The sequence below is a fragment of the Pseudomonas sp. SK genome (assembly GCF_012975065.1).
In the GTDB taxonomy this organism is placed as follows: Bacteria; Pseudomonadota; Gammaproteobacteria; order Pseudomonadales; family Pseudomonadaceae; genus Aquipseudomonas; species Aquipseudomonas anuradhapurensis.
On sequence record NZ_CP051857.1, the window covers coordinates 445,332 to 463,179 of the forward strand.

The 17,848-nt window shown below is 62.3% G+C and carries 13 protein-coding genes; 3 read left to right on the forward strand and 10 right to left on the reverse strand.

All coding sequences use genetic code 11. The features are described from left to right. Window positions 1–8: 8 nt before the first annotated feature. The 4 genes from HG549_RS01950 to rpsU all read right to left on the reverse strand — a co-directional run bounded on the left by HG549_RS01950 (window position 9) and on the right by rpsU (window position 8,334). Window positions 9–3,752: an EAL domain-containing protein gene (locus HG549_RS01950; RefSeq protein ID WP_170027939.1), complete on the reverse strand. Its 3,744-nt coding sequence runs from the start codon at window positions 3,750–3,752 to the stop codon at window positions 9–11. 162 nt (window positions 3,753–3,914) lie between these two features. Next, a complete protein-coding gene (rpoD, locus tag HG549_RS01955) occupies window positions 3,915–5,765 on the reverse strand; it encodes an RNA polymerase sigma factor RpoD (protein WP_170027940.1) in 1,851 nt (616 codons plus the stop codon). Between the two features lie 67 nt (window positions 5,766–5,832). Then, window positions 5,833–7,815 (reverse strand): DNA primase, encoded by a 1,983-nt coding sequence (gene dnaG, locus HG549_RS01960; protein ID WP_170027941.1) that lies wholly within the window; start codon window positions 7,813–7,815, stop codon window positions 5,833–5,835. Window positions 7,816–8,118: 303 nt separating this feature from the next. Beyond that, complete coding sequence (gene rpsU / locus HG549_RS01965) at window positions 8,119–8,334, reverse strand: 30S ribosomal protein S21 (RefSeq protein WP_003255575.1); 216 nt, start codon at window positions 8,332–8,334, stop codon at window positions 8,119–8,121. A gap of 204 nt (window positions 8,335–8,538) precedes the next feature. Here rpsU and tsaD point away from each other — a divergent pair, with 204 nt between their 5' ends. Further along, complete coding sequence (gene tsaD, locus HG549_RS01970) at window positions 8,539–9,564, forward strand: tRNA (adenosine(37)-N6)-threonylcarbamoyltransferase complex transferase subunit TsaD (RefSeq protein ID WP_170027942.1); 1,026 nt, start codon at window positions 8,539–8,541, stop codon at window positions 9,562–9,564. 3 nt (window positions 9,565–9,567) lie between these two features. Here tsaD and plsY read toward each other — a convergent pair whose 3' ends face one another. Beyond that, a complete protein-coding gene (plsY, locus tag HG549_RS01975; protein ID WP_170027943.1) occupies window positions 9,568–10,137 on the reverse strand; it encodes a glycerol-3-phosphate 1-O-acyltransferase PlsY in 570 nt (189 codons plus the stop codon). A 74-nt stretch (window positions 10,138–10,211) separates the two neighbouring features. On the opposite strand from plsY, the gene folB reads away from it, so the two are divergent. Beyond that, window positions 10,212–10,568, forward strand: coding sequence for a dihydroneopterin aldolase (gene folB, locus HG549_RS01980; RefSeq protein ID WP_019471281.1), 357 nt, complete (start codon window positions 10,212–10,214; stop codon window positions 10,566–10,568). Further along, window positions 10,559–11,068, forward strand: a complete 510-nt coding sequence (gene folK, locus HG549_RS01985; protein ID WP_170027944.1) for a 2-amino-4-hydroxy-6-hydroxymethyldihydropteridine diphosphokinase — start codon at window positions 10,559–10,561, stop codon at window positions 11,066–11,068. The genes folB and folK overlap by 10 nt, the downstream gene beginning before the upstream one ends. Before the next feature lie 91 nt (window positions 11,069–11,159). Here folK and HG549_RS01990 read toward each other — a convergent pair whose 3' ends face one another. From HG549_RS01990 to glpE, 5 genes are all read right to left on the reverse strand, one after another. Continuing rightward, the gene (locus tag HG549_RS01990) at window positions 11,160–12,266 is read right to left on the reverse strand and encodes a multifunctional CCA tRNA nucleotidyl transferase/2'3'-cyclic phosphodiesterase/2'nucleotidase/phosphatase (RefSeq protein WP_170027945.1); all 1,107 of its coding nucleotides are present in this window, start codon (window positions 12,264–12,266) and stop codon (window positions 11,160–11,162) included. 55 nt (window positions 12,267–12,321) lie between these two features. Continuing rightward, window positions 12,322–13,890 carry a SpoVR family protein gene (locus HG549_RS01995; RefSeq protein WP_170027946.1) on the reverse strand — a complete coding sequence of 523 codons (1,569 nt, stop codon included), beginning with the start codon at window positions 13,888–13,890 and terminating at the stop codon, window positions 12,322–12,324. Continuing rightward, window positions 13,887–15,158: a YeaH/YhbH family protein gene (locus tag HG549_RS02000; protein ID WP_170027947.1), complete on the reverse strand. Its 1,272-nt coding sequence runs from the start codon at window positions 15,156–15,158 to the stop codon at window positions 13,887–13,889. The genes HG549_RS01995 and HG549_RS02000 overlap by 4 nt, the downstream gene beginning before the upstream one ends. Before the next feature lie 140 nt (window positions 15,159–15,298). Next, window positions 15,299–17,221: a PrkA family serine protein kinase gene (locus tag HG549_RS02005; protein WP_170027948.1), complete on the reverse strand. Its 1,923-nt coding sequence runs from the start codon at window positions 17,219–17,221 to the stop codon at window positions 15,299–15,301. Window positions 17,222–17,503: 282 nt separating this feature from the next. Continuing rightward, entirely contained in the window at window positions 17,504–17,836 is a 333-nt protein-coding gene (glpE, locus tag HG549_RS02010) for a thiosulfate sulfurtransferase GlpE (protein ID WP_170027949.1), read from the reverse strand. Window positions 17,837–17,848: the final 12 nt, after the last annotated feature.

Below are 17,848 nucleotides of genomic sequence, written 5' to 3' on the forward strand. Positions count from 1 at the left end.
TGGCCGGATTATAACGAGGGTTTCACACCTGTGCCATCTGAAAGATCCGATAGTGCTATGCGAAGGAACCCTGCCGCAAACTCCTCCGGTGGCAGCGGCAGGCTGACGATGTAGCCCTGGATCTGCTCGCACCCCTCAGCTGCCAGAAAACGCTGCTGGGCCTGGTTTTCCACGCCTTCGGCAATGATGGTCAGCTGCATGCTGCGGCCCAGGGCGATGATTGCCCGGGCTATGGCTGCATCGTGCGGGTCGTCGGGCAGGCCGCGGATGAACGACTTGTCGATCTTGAGAATGTCCAGCGGCAGGCGCTTGAGATAGCTCAGTGAGGAATACCCGGTGCCAAAGTCGTCAATGGCCAGTTGCACGCCCAGTTTCTTCAACTGGTACAGCACGGCCAGGGCTTCTTCTGCCTGGCTCATGATGAAGTTCTCGGTTATTTCCAACTGCAGGTCGCCAGCCTGCAGCTGGTATTGCCTGAGCAGCTGTTCGATACGCCGGGCCAGGTGCGGGTGGCGCAGCTGCGCGCCGGCGAGGTTGATCGACAGCGGGCCGAAGGGCTCGTAATGCTGCTTCCAGGCCTGTATCTGGCGGCAGGCCTGCTCCAGTACCCAATCGCCAAGCTGCAGAATGGTGCCGTTTTCTTCCGCCAGGTGGATGAAATGTTCCGGCGGCACTTCACCAAAGGTCGGGTGGCTCCAGCGGATCAATGCTTCGGCACCCACCAGGCTCTGGGTCCTGAGGCTGAGCTTGGGCTGGAAGCACAGGCTCATTTCGTTACGCTCGATGGCGCGGCGCAGCTCGTGCTCCAGGGCAATGCGTTCGCTGGCTTGGGCAGTAAGGTCGAGGGTATAGGCTTCGACGCGGTTGCGGCCTTTGGCCTTGGAACGGTACATCGCCGCGTCGGCGTTGCGAATCAATGTGGAAACGTCGGTGCCGTCCTGTGGATAAAGGCTGATGCCGATGCTGGCGCTGGTGAAGAACTCATGCTCGCCGGCCTGGAACGGCGCGTTGAAGCAGGCCAGCAGCTTGTTGGCGATGGTGCTGGCGTCGCTGGGTTTGTGCAGGCCCGGCAGCAGGATGATGAATTCGTCACCGCCCAGGCGGGCTACGGTGTCGACGTCGCGTACCTGCTCCTTCAAGCGTTGGGCGATGCCCTTGAGCAGCAGGTCGCCGACCGGGTGCCCGAGGCTGTCGTTGATGTGCTTGAAGCGGTCGAGGTCGAGGAACAATACCGCGCCCTGGCGGTTGGACTCCTGTTCACTGGTGAGCACGGCCTGCAGGCGGCTTTCGAACAGGGTGCGGTTTGGCAGCCCGGTGAGCGGGTCGTGGTGGGCCTGGTAGTCCAGCTTGGCCTGGGCGTGCTTGAGGCTGGAGATGTCGGCGAACACCGCGACGAAGTGGGTGATCTCGCGCTCGCTGTTGCGCACGGCGCTGATGGTCAGCCAGCCGGGGTACAGCTCGCCGTTCTTGCGTTTGTTGTAGATCTCGCCTTGCCAGTGGCCTTCGTCGGTCAGCTGGTGCCACATGGCTGCATAGAAGGCGCTGTCGTGCTGGCCGGAGGCGAGCAGGCGTGGGGTCTGGCCAAGCGCCTCGCTCTCGCTGTAACCGGTGATTTCGGTGAAGGCGCGGTTGACCGCACTGATGCGCTGGTCGATGTCGGTGATCAGCACCCCTTCGGCAGTGTTCTCGAACACGGTGGCAGCCAGTTGCAGCTTTTCCTGCATCAGGTGGCGCTCGGTGATATCGCGAGCGATGGTCAGCATGCAATCTACACCGGCAATCGGCAGGGGCCGCGCGGACAGCTCACAAAGGCGGATCTGTCCGTCGCTGCGGCGAATGTGGCAGGTGAAGTCACGCACGAAACCGTCGCGGTTGAGCTGCTCGACCAGGCGCTTGCGTTCGTTGAGGTCGACCCAGATGCCCAGGTCCAGCGAGGTCTGGTCGAGGGTCGGGTTGAGGTCGTAGCCGGTGAGGCGGCAGAAGCCCTCGTTCACTTCAAGCAGCAAGCCGTCGGTCTGGCGCGACAACAGCAGGCCGTCGGGGGAGGCGTGGAAAGCCTTGGCGAATTTTTCTTCCGAGGTTTGCAGCTGCTCCTGGGTTTCCTTGAGCTGGCTGATGTCGCGCACCGCCACCACCAGCGCCGGGGTGCCGTCGAGCTCGAAGGTTTCCGCCGAGGTCAGGCCGGTGAACAGTTGGCCATTGCTGCGCCGGAAGCTCATCTCCAGGTTGCGGATACCGCCCTGGTGCAGGCGTTCGAGCAGGCGCGGGCCGGTACCTTCGACGCCCCACAGGTTCAGGTCGGTGGCCGTACGGCCAATGACCTGGTCCGGGGCCAGGCCGATCTGCTCTTCGAAGGCTTCGTTCACCTCCAGCAGGCAGCCGTCGCTGTGGCGGGCGATCAGCAGGATGTCCGGGCACTGCTGGAACACCGAGGCGAACTTCTGTTCCGACAGGCGCAGGGCGTTCTCGGTGCGCTTGGTCTCGCTGATGTCGATCATCAGCCCGCGCATCACCGGTTTGTGGCCGTGCTCGATCATGCTGACGATGTTGCGCACCCACAGCGGCTGGCCATCGGCGCGGATCACCCGATAATCCAGGCTGTGGTCACGCCCAGCCGCCGTTTCGCTGTCGCAATAGGCCTGCGCCCAGAGGGCGTCATCCGGGTGCAGGATGCTGCGCCAGAAGCCGGGCTTGAGCCATTCGCTGAGGGGATAGCCCAGCAGGTCCTCGGCGTGCGGCGAAACGTAGCTGTAGATGAAGTCGTTGGCGTCGGCCTCCCAGGCAATGGCGGACAGGCTCTCGACCAGGCTGCGGTAGCGATATTCGCTGCTGCGCAGCTCCTGTTCGAGGGCGATGCGCCGGGAGATCTCCGAGCTGAGGCGGCGGTTGATGCGGATGACCACCGCCAGTACCGCCATCAATACCAGAACTGCCGGCAGGCCATACATCAGCATGTCAGACCAGAACAGCCGTTGGTCGACCACATTGCCCACCCAGCGTTGCTGGATCTGGCTGACTTCGCCGCTGCTCATGTCGGCGATCACCTTGTCCAGAATGCCGACCAGTACCTGCTTGTCACGGGGCACGGCCATGGCCAGCTGGTAGCGGTAGGGGGTTTCGCCACTGACGTAGAGGCCATCGAGCTTCAGCTGGCGCAGGCTCCAGATACTCGAGGCAAGGTCACCGACCACGGCGTCCACCTGGTCGGTGGCCAGGGCCTGCAACGTCGAGCTGACATTGGGCAGGGCCACCAGGTTGAGGTCTGGGTGGTGCGTGCGCAGCAATTCGTGCGGGGCGTAGTTCTCCACCACGGCAACCTTCAGGCCGTACAGCTCGTCGAGGTTGCGCGGCTGTGCAGCGCCTTTATGGGCGAGGATGACGATGGGGAAATCGAGGTACGGGCGGGTGAAGGCCAGGTAGCCTTGGCGTTCGGGGGTGGACATGATGCCGGGCAGCAGGTCGATGCGGTTTTCCCGCGCCATCGCCAACACTTCGGTCCAACTGCGCGGTTCGACCGGTTTGAGCGTCACCTCCAGGCGTTGCTGGATGGTGGCGATGTAATCGGCGGCCAATCCCTGGTACCGGCCCTCCTGGTCGCGAAACTCGAACGGTGGCCAAGAGGCGTCTACACCCAGGCTCAACTGCGGATGGGCAGCCAACCAGGCTTTTTCCTCATCTGTCAGGGTCAGGGCGCCGGCCGCTGTGTTCCACAAAAGCAGGAACATCAACAGGATGGCCGGCAACAGGGACATAGCGGCCTCGCTTTCAGGGGGACTGAAGTCGAGTGTAGACGGGCATTGCTGCTGGTGTTGGGTGGAAGGTGGAGTCTTTCGTGCAGGCCTGCACGATCCATGCGGGAGTGGCAGGTTGCACAGGGCGGAAAGAAAAACCCCGGCCTGGGCCGGGGTTTGTCATCACTCGTCGAGGAAGGAGCGCAGGTGCTCGCTGCGAGTCGGGTGGCGCAGTTTGCGCAACGCCTTCGCTTCGATCTGACGGATCCGCTCACGGGTCACGTCGAACTGCTTGCCTACCTCTTCAAGGGTATGGTCGGTGTTCATGTCGATACCGAAGCGCATGCGCAGTACCTTGGCTTCACGCGCGGTGAGGCCGGAGAGCACGTCGCGAGTGGCTTCCTTGAGGCTTTCGACCGTGGCCACATCGATCGGGGACTGCATGGTCGAGTCCTCGATGAAGTCGCCCAGGTGCGAATCTTCGTCGTCACCGATCGGGGTTTCCATGGAGATCGGCTCTTTGGCGATCTTCAGTACCTTGCGGATCTTGTCCTCAGGCATTTCCATGCGCTCGCCAAGTTCTTCCGGGGTCGGTTCGCGACCCATTTCCTGCAGCATCTGGCGGGAAATACGGTTGAGCTTGTTGATCGTCTCGATCATGTGCACCGGAATACGGATGGTGCGTGCCTGGTCGGCGATCGAACGGGTAATCGCCTGACGGATCCACCAGGTGGCGTAGGTCGAGAACTTGTAGCCGCGACGGTATTCGAACTTGTCCACCGCTTTCATCAAGCCGATGTTGCCTTCCTGGATCAGGTCGAGGAACTGCAGGCCACGGTTGGTGTACTTCTTGGCGATGGAGATCACCAGACGCAGGTTCGCCTCGACCATTTCTTTCTTGGCGCGGCGGGCCTTGGCTTCACCGATCGACATGCGACGGTTGATTTCCTTGATCTCGGCAACGGTCAGGCCGCTTTCGTTCTCAAGGTCGATCAGCTTCTGCTGGCAAGCGACAATGGCAGCGTCCTTTTCACCCAGGGCGGCAGCCCACTTGGTGTTGCGCTTGGCCAGGTCACCGCTCCAGGTCTGGTCGGTTTCGTTGCCCGGGAACATGCGCAGGAAGTCGGCGCGCGGCATGCGCGCATCACGTACGCACAGCTGCATGATGGCGCGTTCTTGCTGGCGCAGACGGTTCAGGGCGTCACGCACACGCTCTACCAGTACCTCGAACTGCTTGGGTACCAGCTTGATCGGCATGAACAGGTCGGCCAGGGCCTGCAGGGCCTCGATGCTTTCCTTGTGGGCGCGACCGTTTTTCTTCAGGACCTTGTTGGTGGCCTGCAGTTGATCGGCGACGGCGCCGAAACGCTGGCGGGCGACTTCCGGGTCCGGGCCGCTCTCGGCCTCTTCCTCGTCGTCACCGCTTTCGGATTCTTCCTCGTCGTCGTCGGACTCTTCCTTCGCGGTCGCGGCCTTGGCGCCCGGGATCGGCACTTCCTCGGTCGGTGCAGCGATGTTGTCGTCAGGGTCGATGTAACCGCTGAGAACGTCGGACAGCCGGCCACCTTCGCTGGTGACACGGTCATATTCGCCGAGAATGTAGTCGACAGTGCCCGGGAAGTGGGCGATGGCGCCCATGACTTCACGGATGCCTTCCTCGATACGCTTGGCGATTTCGATCTCGCCTTCGCGGGTCAGCAGCTCGACGGTACCCATTTCGCGCATGTACATGCGCACCGGGTCGGTCGTGCGGCCGATATCGGTTTCAACTGCCGCCAACGCAGCAGCGGCTTCTTCGGCCGCAGCTTCGTCGGTGTCGGCTTCCGCCAACAGAAGGGCATCCGCATCCGGAGCACTCTCGAATACGTTGATCCCCATGTCGTTGATCATGCGGATGATGTCTTCCACCTGTTCCGGATCTGAAATATCCTCAGGCAGGTGGTCGTTGACCTCCGCGTAAGTCAGGTAGCCCTGCTCACGACCGCGGGTGATCAACTCTTTGATACGAGACTGCTGTTGCGCTTTTCCGGACATAACACCCTATCCACTGAAGGTCTTGGCGGGCAAAAAACAAGCCGAGGATTATACCCGAGCATGGGCCTCACGCGCCAGATGAGGTCGGCGTTTGTGCGGGAACATTCCGGCTCAGCAGGGCGAGGAGCTGGGATTTCTCCTCGCTGGTCAATTCGCTTTGACGTGATTTCCTGAGCAGTTGTTCCAGGCTGCGCTCGCGTTGGCGGGCGGACAAGCTAGTTATAGTGTCGAAAAACTGTTGTTCAAGGTTGTCGGCCACGATCAGCCATTCCTTTTCCGCCAGCGCCCGTAGCAGGCGGCCCTGTTCGGTGCCGTGCCAACGTGCGATCAACTGCATTGAGCTTAGCCCAGGATTTTTCTGCGCGGCTTCGATCAGGGCCACCAGCAGCTGGCTGTACAGGTGTTCTTCGTCGGCAAAATGGCTGGCATCTTCCACCTTGCCGGCCAGCAGCGGGTGGTGCAGCAGCGTGCGCAGGGCGGCCAGGGTTGGCGGCTCGACCGGGGCCGGCACGCGCGGTGGCGCTTCGTCACGTTGTTGCCAGGGTTTGCCGCCCTTGCGGTTCTTGTCCCAGGGCTTGTCGCCCCATTGCTTCTTGCCGGCGCCCTTGTTCGGCTTCCACGCCTGTTCCTGCTGGGCAGGGGCGTAGTCGTGCTGCGGCATGTCGCCGTAGTCGGGGGTGTAGCTGGCCATGGCGTCGTAATCGTAGCCAGGGTCGTAGTCCGGCACGTTGCCGGGGGCCGGGGCGTGTTGCGCCAGTTGCTCGACCTGCTGCGGGTCGAGGCCGGTAATTTCGCGCAGGCGGTTGCGCATCAGCTGGCGCAGGTTGGCGCCGGGGATCTTTTCGATCAGCGGTGCTGCCAGGGTCGCCATGTGCGCCTTGCCTTCCAGCGAGCGCGGGTCGGCTTCCACGCCCAGTTGCTCGAAGAAGTAGTCGGCCAGCGGCTGGGCGTGCTGGTTGATGCGGGCCATGAAGGCATCGGTGCCTTCGGCGCGCACCAGGCTGTCCGGGTCTTCGCCTTCGGGCAGGAACAGGAAGCGCGCACGGCGGCCGTCCTGCAGGTTCGGCAGGGTCGACTCCAGGGCGCGCCAGGCGGCCTTGCGCCCGGCCTGGTCACCGTCGAAGCAGAACAGCACGCTGGGCACCACGCGGAACAGGCGCTTGAGGTGCTCTTCGCTGGTGGCGGTGCCAAGGGTGGCCACGGCGTTGCGCAAGCCCTGCTGGGCCAGGGCGATGACGTCCATGTAGCCCTCGACGACGATGATCTCGTCGAGGTTGCGGTTGTGCTTGCGTGCCTCGTACAGGCCGTACAGTTCCTGGCCCTTGTGGAACACCGGGGTTTCCGGGGAGTTCAGGTACTTCGGCTTGTCGTCGCCGAGCACCCGGCCACCGAAGGCGATGATGCGCCCACGGCTGTCACGGATCGGGAACATCACCCGGTCGCGGAAGCGGTCGTAGCGCTTGCCGCTTTCGGCGTTCTCGATCAGCAGGCCGGCGTCGATCATCACCTTCTGCTGCAGGCTGTCGGCACCCAGGTGCTTGAGCAGGTTGTCCCAGCCTGGCGGGGCGAAGCCCAGGCCGAAGTCGCGGGCGATTTCCCCGGACAGGCCGCGGCCCTTGAGGTAGTCCACCGCCGCCTTGCGGGTCGGGTGGCTGCGCAGGGCCTGGCGGTAGAACTCCGAAGCGGCGTCCAGCAACGGGTACAGCGGCGAATCGGTGGGCTGGCGCGGTTTGTGGTCGCGGCGGCCTTGCTCGCGGGGTACTTCCATGCCAGCGGCGCGGGCCAGTTCCTCGACCGCCTGGGGGAAGTCCAGGTTGTCGTGGTCCATGACGAAGCCCAGGGCGTTGCCACCGGCACCGCAGCCGAAGCAGTAGTAGAACTGCTTGTCGGGGCTGACCGTGAAGGAAGGGGTCTTTTCCTTGTGGAACGGGCAGCAGGCGGAGTAGTTCTTGCCGGTCTTTTTCAGCTGGACGCGCGAACTCACCACGTCGACGATGTCGAGGCGGTTGATCAGGTCGTCAATGAAACTCTGGGGAATCAGCCCGGCCATGGCAGTCTCGTCATCTGGCAACTGGCAAGTCTAATCGCTCACACGCCGAATGGGGCGGGTGCCGCTTGGAGAAGTACGAGGGAAAATGTGCTCGTCGCCAGCCCGGTGGGGCCCGTCAGTCGGACGTGCACGTCTGGTCATACAACAAGGAGGACCAGCTCTGACGTTTCAGGCAGGTTGCCCATGTGCAGTTCGCAAGAAGCTTGTGCAGGGCCTTGAGCTAGCTGCTCAAGTTTGAAGCGACCACTGCCATCGCCCGGCGGTTAGCCGGGCAGGGCAGAAGCTTTGCGTAGAACGCCTGTATTAGTACAGGCGAACGGCGCGGCGCTGTTCGCGCTGAACTTTCTTGGCGTGACGCTTAACAGCAGCAGCTGCTTTGCGCTTACGCTCGGCGGTCGGCTTCTCGTAAAACTCGCGGCTACGAACTTCAGCCAGTACACCGGCTTTTTCGCAGGAGCGCTTGAAACGACGCAGAGCTACGTCGAAGGGTTCGTTCTCTTTAACTTTGACGGCTGGCATCCAGGGCTACCTTAATTCATTACCGGGGTAGACGTGCTCCTGGCAAAACAAAGGTGTGCTGGAGAACGTCGGTTTTCAAGGGTTGCGGATGTTAACCCTTAGCAAGCCGGAATGCAAAGCCTCTGATCGAAAACCGCTGGTCGGCATCCGACACGAGGACTATCATGCGCGGCTTCGAATTCAGCCCCCACAAGGGACGAGCCCATGCTAGTACTGGGATTGGAAACATCCTGCGACGAAACCGGCGTCGCATTATATGACAGCGAGCGTGGTTTGTTGGCCGACGCACTGTTCAGCCAGATCGACCTGCACCGCGTGTTTGGCGGTGTGGTGCCCGAGCTTGCCTCGCGTGACCACGTCAAGCGCATGCTGCCGCTCATCCGCCAGGTGCTGGACGAGGCCGGCTGCGTCGCCACCGAGATCGACGCCATCGCCTACACCGCCGGCCCTGGCCTGGTCGGTGCCTTGCTGGTGGGCGCGTCCTGTGCGCAGGCACTGGCCTTTGCCTGGGATATCCCGGCGATTGGCGTGCACCATATGGAAGGCCACCTGCTGGCACCGATGCTGGAGCAGAACCCGCCGGAGTTTCCGTTCGTCGCCTTGTTGGTTTCGGGTGGCCACACCCAGCTGGTGCGCGTCGACGGTATCGGCCAGTACGAGCTGTTGGGCGAGAGCCTGGACGACGCCGCTGGCGAAGCGTTCGACAAGACCGCCAAGCTGATCGGCCTGAACTACCCTGGTGGCCCGGAAATCGCTCGCCTGGCCGAGCGCGGTGTGCCGGGGCGCTTCGTCTTCCCGCGGCCGATGACCGACCGCCCGGGCCTGGAGTTCAGCTTCAGCGGCCTGAAAACCTTCGCCCTGAACACCTGGCAGCAGTGCCGCGATGCTGGTGACGACAACGAACAAACCCGTTGCGACCTGTCCCTGGCGTTCCAGCAGGCGGTGGTGGAGACTCTGACCATCAAGTGCAAGCGGGCGCTGAAGCAGACCGGCCTCAAGCGCCTGGTCATCGCCGGTGGCGTCAGCGCCAACAAGGCCTTGCGGGCGTCCCTCGAAGACATGCTCGCCAGCATCAAGGGCAACGTGTACTACGCGCGCCCGCAGTTCTGCACCGACAACGGCGCGATGATCGCCTACGCTGGCTGCCAGCGGTTGTTGGCCGGGCAGCAGCAGGACCTGGCCATCAGCGTGCAGGCACGCTGGCCGATGGAGCAGTTGCCGCCGGTCTGATGGCTAGAAATGCCGTTCCCGCCCGGCGAACAGGTCGCGCAGGTTGTTGCGGTGGCGCCAGACGATCATCAGCGTGAGCACGCTGATCGGCAGCAGCGCCTCTGGTTCGCGCCAGGCGAGCAGAGGCAAGGTCAGCGGCGTGGCGATCAGCGCCGCCAGCGAACTGGTGCGGGTAAGGTAGAAGGTCAGCAGCCAGGCGCCGATGGCCAGCAGTGCGGCCGGGAAGTACAGGGCCATGAGCATGCCGGCGGCAGTCGCCACGCCCTTGCCGCCACGGAAGCGGAAGTACAGCGGAAACAGATGGCCCAGCACCGCGCACACGCCAACCCAGGCCTGCGCGTGCAGGTCCAGCCCGGCAAGGCGGGCGAGCCATACCGGCAACAGGCCCTTGCACAGGTCGCCAAGCAGGGTCAGGATCGCCAGCTTGCGGCCTGCCAGGCGTAGCATGTTGGTGGCGCCGGCATTGCCTGAACCGCTGGAACGCGGGTCCGGGCTGCCCGCAAGGCGGCTTAGGACGATGGCGAAGGACAGCGAGCCGAGCAGGTAGGCGAGCAGCGCCAGTAACCAAAACATGCTAACTATTCCGGGCGAGGACGCCCTGATTCTAACGGCGCCAGTCGCCCTTGTCGTGCTGTGGAGAGAAGTGCTTGGACAGAGTGTTCATCGAAGGCCTGGAAGTCGATACCGTCATCGGTGCCTATGACTGGGAGCGGGATATTCGCCAGTGCTTGCGCCTGGACCTGAGCTTCGCCTGGGACAACCGCCCGGCTGCGGCCGGTGACGACCTGAGCCTGGCGCTGGATTACGCCAGTGTGTCGGCGCGTATCCAGGCGTTTGCCGAGCAGGCCCGTTTCGAACTGGTGGAAACCTTTGCCGAGCGCCTGGTGGCAACGCTGATGGAGGAGTTCCACATCCCATGGGTGCGGTTGAAGCTGACCAAGCCGGGTGCGGTGCCTGCGGCCCGTGGTGGTGTTGGCGTGGAGATCGAGCGCGGATGTCTCTGAGCACGGTGTACCTGGGCCTTGGCAGCAACATCGATCGCGAGGCGCACCTGTGTGCCGGGCTCGATGCACTGGCCGGCATCCTGACCGACATGCGTTGTTCGCCGGCGTTCGAAAGCCAGGCGGTGGGTATCAAGAGCGGGCCGTTCATCAACTTCGTGGTGACTGGGCAGACGGCGCTGCCGTTGATCGAGCTGGACCGCCGGTTGAAGTTCATCGAGGCCGACAACGGCCGCTATGCACCGGACCGCAAGGGGCTGCCGCTGGATATCGATGTGCTGATGTATGACGACTTGCTGGGCACGTTCGATGGGCTGGTGCTGCCCCGTGCCGAGATTCTGAAGAATGCCTTCGTGCTGTGGCCGCTGGCGCTGCTGGCGCCCGACCTGGTGCATCCGGGGGTGGGCAAGCGCATGGCGCAGTTGTGGCAGGAAGCGCGGATTGACCAGGTACTGGCGCCGGTTGCCTTTGAATGGCGTGGGTTGCAGCTGACGCCGGCTTGAGCCTGTACCGGCCCTTTCGCGGGCACGCCCGCTCCCACAGGTAAAACACTGTTCTGTGGGAGCGGGCGTGCCCGCGATGAGGTCGGTGAGATCAACCGACCTGGTAGGTCTCAAGCGCTTTCAACCGCTCAGCTTTGAGCGCTTCGCCCAGTGCCTGCCCAGTCAGCCCGGCCTGCACCAGCGGTTTCACATCCACCGCCCGCGCTGCGGCCGCTGCCCCTCGCAGGTAATCGGCCTGTGGATAACCTACTTTGCCCTCGCCCAGTGCGATCATCTGGCAAGCGATCAGGAAGTCCTCGAACCGCTGCGGCCGCCGGTACACATCGAACTTCTGTAACAGCTCCAGCAACGCCGTCGCTGGCAACGCCAGCGCCTGGTTGCCTTGCGCCAGGCACTCCCCGGTCAGCAACGCCAGCTCCTGGCATTCCCGCGGCGCCTTGAAGCGCTGGTTGACGGCTTTGATCGAAGCGGGAGCCAGCCTGTGCAGCAGGCAGGCCCAGCGTAGGTGCAGGGCCTGGTCATGCAGTGCAGCCTGCTCCAGCGCCAGCATGGCCTGGGTATGCTCTCCCAGCTCGGGCAGCAGCTCCGCCAGGGCGCCACAGGCCTGCAGGATCTGGAAGAACACCTGCGGCTGCGCTTCCATCAGCGCCCGCTCGATTTCCTTCCAGCTGCGTTCGGCCGTCAGCGCCTGCAGCTCGCCCGAAGCACTGATCTGGCGCATCAGCTCCAAGGTTTCCTCGGCCACCCGGAAACCCAGCGGTGCATAACGGGCAGCGAAGCGCGCGACGCGCAGCACGCGCAAAGGATCTTCGGCAAATGCCGGGGAAACGTGGCGTAACAGGCGCTGATCGAGATCGTTCTTGCCATGATAGGGGTCGTACAAGACGCCCGCTTCGTCCTCAGCCATCGCATTGATGGTCAGGTCGCGGCGTATGAGGTCTTCTTCCAGCGTCACTTCGGGGCTGGCGTGGAAGGTGAAACCACCGTAGCCACGTCCGCTCTTGCGCTCGGTGCGTGCGAGGGCGTATTCCTCGCCGGTGGTCGGGTGCAGGAACACCGGGAAGTCGGCGCCGACCGGGCGGTAGCCCTTGGCGTGCATTTCTTCGACCGTGGCGCCGACCACCAGCCAGTCGATATCGCTCACAGGGCGGCCGAGCAGGCGGTCGCGCACGGCGCCGCCGACTTTGTAGATGTGCATGTGCAACTCTCCATAACTGCCGACAGGATAACCTGTCGACAGCCATGGCGTTGCATCAGAGGTGGTGGATGACGGCCAGGTCCATGCGCCCGTAGTCGGCGTTTTCGCCGTGCTCGCCGCGCGGTGGCATGTGGTGGGTCTTCATTACCTGGTCGCCCTGCACGGTCTCCAGGTGGATGTCGAAGCCCCACAGGCGATGCAGGTGCTTGAGCACTTCATCGGTGGAGTCGCCCAGCGGTTTACGGTTGTGTTGTTGGTGGCGCAGGGTCAGCGAGCGGTCGCCGCGGCGATCGACGCTCCAGATCTGCACGTTCGGTTCGCGGTTGCCCAGGTTGTATTGCGCCGCCAGTTGCTCGCGAATGATTCGGTAGCCGGCCTCGTCATGAATGGCGGGCACCAGCAGGTCGTCGCGCTGGTCATCATCGAGAATGCTGAACAGCTTGAGGTCACGCATCACCTTGGGTGACAGGTACTGCAGGATGAAGCTCTCGTCCTTGAAGCTGCTCATGGCGAACTTGATGGTAGAAAGCCAGTCACTGCCGGCAATGTCGGGGAACCAGCGGCGATCTTCTTCGGTCGGGTTTTCGCACATGCGGCGGATGTCGGTATACATCGCAAAGCCCAGCGCGTACGGGTTGATGCCGTTGTAGTACGGGCTGTCGAAGCCAGGCTGGAACACCACGCTGGTGTGCGACTGCAGGAACTCCATCATGAAGCCTTCGGTGATCAGGCCCTCGTCGTACAGGTCGTTCATCAAGGTGTAATGCCAGAACGTCGCCCAGCCTTCGTTCATCACCTGAGTCTGGCGCTGCGGGTAGAAGTACTGGGCAATCTTGCGCACGATGCGTACCACTTCACGCTGCCATGGCTCCAGTAGCGGGGCGTTCTTCTCGATGAAATACAGGATGTTTTCCTGTGGTTCGGCGGGGAAGCGCGCATCATCGCGCTCGTTGCCCTTGTCAGCGCTTTTCGGGATGGTCCGCCACAGGTCGTTGATCTGCCGTTGCAGGTGCTCCTCGCGTTCTTTCTGCCGGCGCCGTTCCTCTTCGGCGGAAATCGGGTAAGGGCGCTTGTAGCGGTCGACGCCATAGTTCATCAGCGCATGGCAGGAGTCGATCAGGTCCTCCACGGCATCGATGCCGTGGCGTTCCTCGCACTGGGCGATGTACTGCTTGGCGAACACCAGGTAGTCGATGATCGAGCTGGCGTCGGTCCAGGTGCGGAACAGGTAGTTGCCCTTGAAGAAACTGTTATGGCCGTAGCAGGCATGGGCGATCACCAGTGCCTGCATGCACATGGTGTTCTCTTCCATCAGGTAGGCGATGCACGGGTCGGAGTTGATCACGATTTCGTAGGCCAGGCCCATCTGGCCCCGGCTGTAGGACTTTTCCGTGCTGAGGAACTGTTTGCCATAGGACCAGTGGTGATAGCCCAGTGGCATGCCGACCGAGGCATAGGCGTCCATCATCTGCTCGGCGGTAATCACCTCTATCTGGTTGGGGTAGGTGTCCAGGGCGTAACGCTCGGCCAGGCGGCTGATTTCCCGGTCGTAGGTCTGGATCAGTTCGAACGTCCACTCGGACCCGGTGGAAATGGGTTGGCGTCTCTGTGCTCTGGCGGTCATGTGGCTAACCTGCGCTGGAAGAGTTCACGGAAGACCGGGTAGATGTCGCCGGCCGATACCAACTGCTGCTGGGCGAACGTGTCGGGGAAGGCTTCGCCGATGCGCTCGTATTCGTACCACAGCGCCTGGTGCTCACGTGGGGTGATTTCGACGTAAGTGTAGTACTGCACATGCGGCATGATCTGCTTGGACAGGATGTCGCGGCAGATCGGCGAGTCGTCGTTCCAGTTGTCGCCGTCCGAGGCCTGGGCGGCGTAGATGTTCCAGTCGCTGGCCGGGTAGCGCTCGGCCATGATTTCCTGCATCAGCTTGAGCGCGCTGGAAACGATGGTGCCGCCGGTTTCCCGCGAATAGAAGAATTCTTCCTCGTCGACTTCACGAGCGCTGGTGTGGTGGCGGATGAATACCACCTCGATGCGGTCGTAGTTACGCTTGAGGAACAGGTACAGGAGTATGAAGAAGCGTTTGGCAATGTCCTTGGTGGCCTGGGTCATCGACCCGGACACGTCCATCAGGCAGAACATGACCGCCTTGGAGCTGGGGTTGGGCTGCTTGACCAGCAGGTTGTACTTGAGGTCGAAGGTGTCGAGGAAGGGCAGGCGGTTGATGCGGGCCTTCAGGCGTTCGATTTCCTGTTCGACTTCCTGGATATCGCTGAAGTTGTCCGGTTCCTCGATCTTCAGGCGGGCCAGTTCCTTCTGCGCTTCGCGTAGCAGGGCACGGCTGCTGCCGGTCAGGGCGATGCGCCGGGCGTGGGCCGAGCGCAGGGTGCGCACGATGTTGATGCGCGACGGGTTGCCTTCGTTGGCGATACCGGCGCGCACGGTCTTGAAGGTGTCGGCACCGGTCAGGTGGCGTTTGACCAGGTTGGGCAGTTCGAGGTCCTCGAACATGAATTCGAGGAACTCTTCCTGGGTAATCTGGAAGACGAAGTCGTCCATGCCCTCGCCGGAATTGCCGGCCTTGCCACGCCCGCTACCACCCCCGCCTCCTTGTGGCCTGGGGATGTGTTCGCCGGCGGTGAATTCCTTGTTGCCCGGGTGCACGATGGTCTGCTTGCCCCCGCGGCCATGGTGCAGCACCGGTTCGTCGATGTCGCGCCCCGGTATGCTGATCTGCTCGCCATGTTCCATGTCCATGATGGAACGGCGGCTCACCGCCTCTTCGACGGCTTTCTTGATGTGTTCGCGGTACCGCCGCAGAAAGCGCTGGCGGTTGACCGTGCTCTTGTTCTTGCCGTTCAGGCGTCGGTCTATAACGTAGCTCATGGTCCCTCCGGTAGCTGGAGCAGCTGCAAGCCACAAGCTTCAGGCTGCAGGAAAGAGCAGCCACCGCTGCTGCAGGCTGCAGCGCCGGGCTTGCGCTCGGCGCCGTGCAGCCTGGAGCTCGCGGCTTGTAGCTTGCCGCTTTATTGCGATTTCCTGACCCGCAGGTACCATTCCGACAGCAGACGAACCTGTTTGTCGGTGTAGCCACGCTCCACCATGCGCGTGACGAAGTCGTTGTGTTTCTGTTGGTCCTCCTTGCTGGCCTTGGCGTTGAAGCTGATGACCGGCAGCAGGTCCTCGGTGTTGGAGAACATTTTCTTCTCGATCACCACCCGCAGCTTCTCGTAGCTCAGCCAGCTCGGGTTCTTGCCGTTGTTGTTGGCCCGGGCACGCAGCACGAAGTTGACGATTTCGTTGCGGAAATCTTTCGGGTTGCTGATGCCGGCCGGCTTCTCGATCTTCTCCAGCTCTTCGTTGAGGGCGATACGGTTGAGGATTTCGCCGGTTTCCGGGTCGCGGTATTCCTGGTCCTGGATCCAGAAGTCGGCGTACAGCACGTAGCGGTCAAAGATGTTCTGCCCGTACTCGCTGTAGGACTCCAGGTACGCAGTCTGGATCTCCTTGCCGATGAACTCGATGTAGCGCGGTGCCAGGTACTCCTTGAGGTAGCGCAGGTAGCGTTCGCGCACTTCGGCAGGGAACTGTTCCTGCTCGATCTGCTGCTCCAGCACATACAGCAGGTGTACCGGGTTGGCGGCCACTTCATGCGGGTCGAAGTTGAACACCTTGGACAGGATCTTGAAGGCGAAGCGGGTCGACAGGCCGTTCATGCCCTCGTCGACGCCCGCAGCATCGCGGTATTCCTGGATCGACTTGGCCTTTGGATCGGTATCCTTGAGGTTTTCCCCGTCGTACACCCGCATCTTCGAGTAGATGTTGGAGTTTTCCGGCTCCTTCAGGCGCGACAGCACGGTGAACTGGGCCAGCATCTTCAGCGTGTCCGGGGCGCAGTGGGCCTTGGCCAGCGAGCTGTTGACCAGCAACTTGTCGTAGATCTTGATCTCATCGCTGACGCGCAGGCAATACGGCACCTTGACGATGTAGATCCGGTCGATGAACGCCTCGTTGTTCTTGTTGTTGCGGAAGGTGTGCCACTCCGATTCGTTGGAGTGGGCCAGGAGGATCCCGGAATAGGGGATGGCGCCGAGGCCTTCGGTACTGTTGTAGTTGCCTTCCTGCGTGGCAGTGAGCAACGGGTGCAGGACCTTGATCGGTGCCTTGAACATTTCCACGAATTCCATCAGGCCCTGGTTGGCCCGGCACAGCGCGCCCGAATAGCTGTAGGCGTCGGCGTCGTTCTGCGGGAATTCCTCGAGCTTGCGGATATCCACCTTGCCGACCAGGGCCGAGATGTCCTGGTTGTTCTCGTCACCCGGTTCGGTCTTGGCAATGGCGATCTGGTTGAGGATCGAGGGGTACAGCTTGACCACCTTGAACTTGCTGATGTCACCGCCGAATTCCTGCAGGCGCTTGGTGGCCCACGGCGACATGATGGTGTTCAGGTAGCGCCGCGGAATGCCGAATTCCTCCTCGAGAATCGCCCCGTCTTCGCTGGCATTGAACAGCCCCAGGGGCGACTCGAACACCGGCGAGCCCTTGATGGCGTAGAACGGCACCTTTTCCATCAGCTGCTTGAGTTTTTCCGCCAGCGACGATTTACCGCCGCCCACCGGGCCCAGCAGGTAGAGGATCTGTTTCTTCTCTTCCAGGCCTTGGGCGGCATGGCGGAAGTACGACACGATCTGGTCGATGCACTCTTCCATGCCATGGAAGTCGGCAAACGCCGGATAGCGCCGGATGACCTTGTTGGAGAAGATACGCGACAGCCTGGAGTTGGTAGAGGTGTCGATCAGCTCTGGCTCACCGATGGCCAGCAACAGGCGTTCGGCCGCCGATGCGTAGGCACTGCGATCCTCTTTGCACAGCTCGAGGTACTCCTGCAGCGTTAATTCTTCCTGGCGCGTTGACTCGAAACGTTGTTGGAAGTGGCTAAAAATACTCATGACGTCACCTCGCTCGATACGTTGAGACGACGCCGGATCAGTCAGCTGATGCTGGCACGCAACCGGGGTTGCCGATTGCTGTATACCCCCCAAACACCCTGTAACGCTACCGATGACCCGCACGCCGGTGTACCGGCTCTCCCCTTTTTCTGGATGGCCTGCGCTTAAGAATAGTTGGTTATCCGCAAGGTCAAGGGCGAGGGATGGAGAAGTTGCGAACGACCGTTCGTCAGATAAGGCGCGAGCCCGCACAGGGCGCGGGCTGCAGTGTAGATGAAAAAATTATTCGGCAGCGCCTTGGGCGGTCTCGGCCGGGTAGGTGGCGCGCCACAGTTCGAAGCCGCCATCGACGCTGTAAACGTCGGAAAACCCTTGGTTGACCAGGTAGGCTGCGGCGCTCTGGCTGGAGTTGCCGTGGTAGCACACCACCAGGGTCGGGGCATCGAGGTCGGCGTTGCGAATGAACTCGGCGACCGAATGGTTATCCAGATGCTTGGCACCGGTAATGTGGCCGGCGGCAAAAGCCTGGGGGTCGCGAATGTCGACCACCACCGCACCTGGTTGCTTGCGAAGCTCCAAGGCCTGCTCGGGAGGGATGCGCTTGAATTCGCTCATGGGTACTACTTC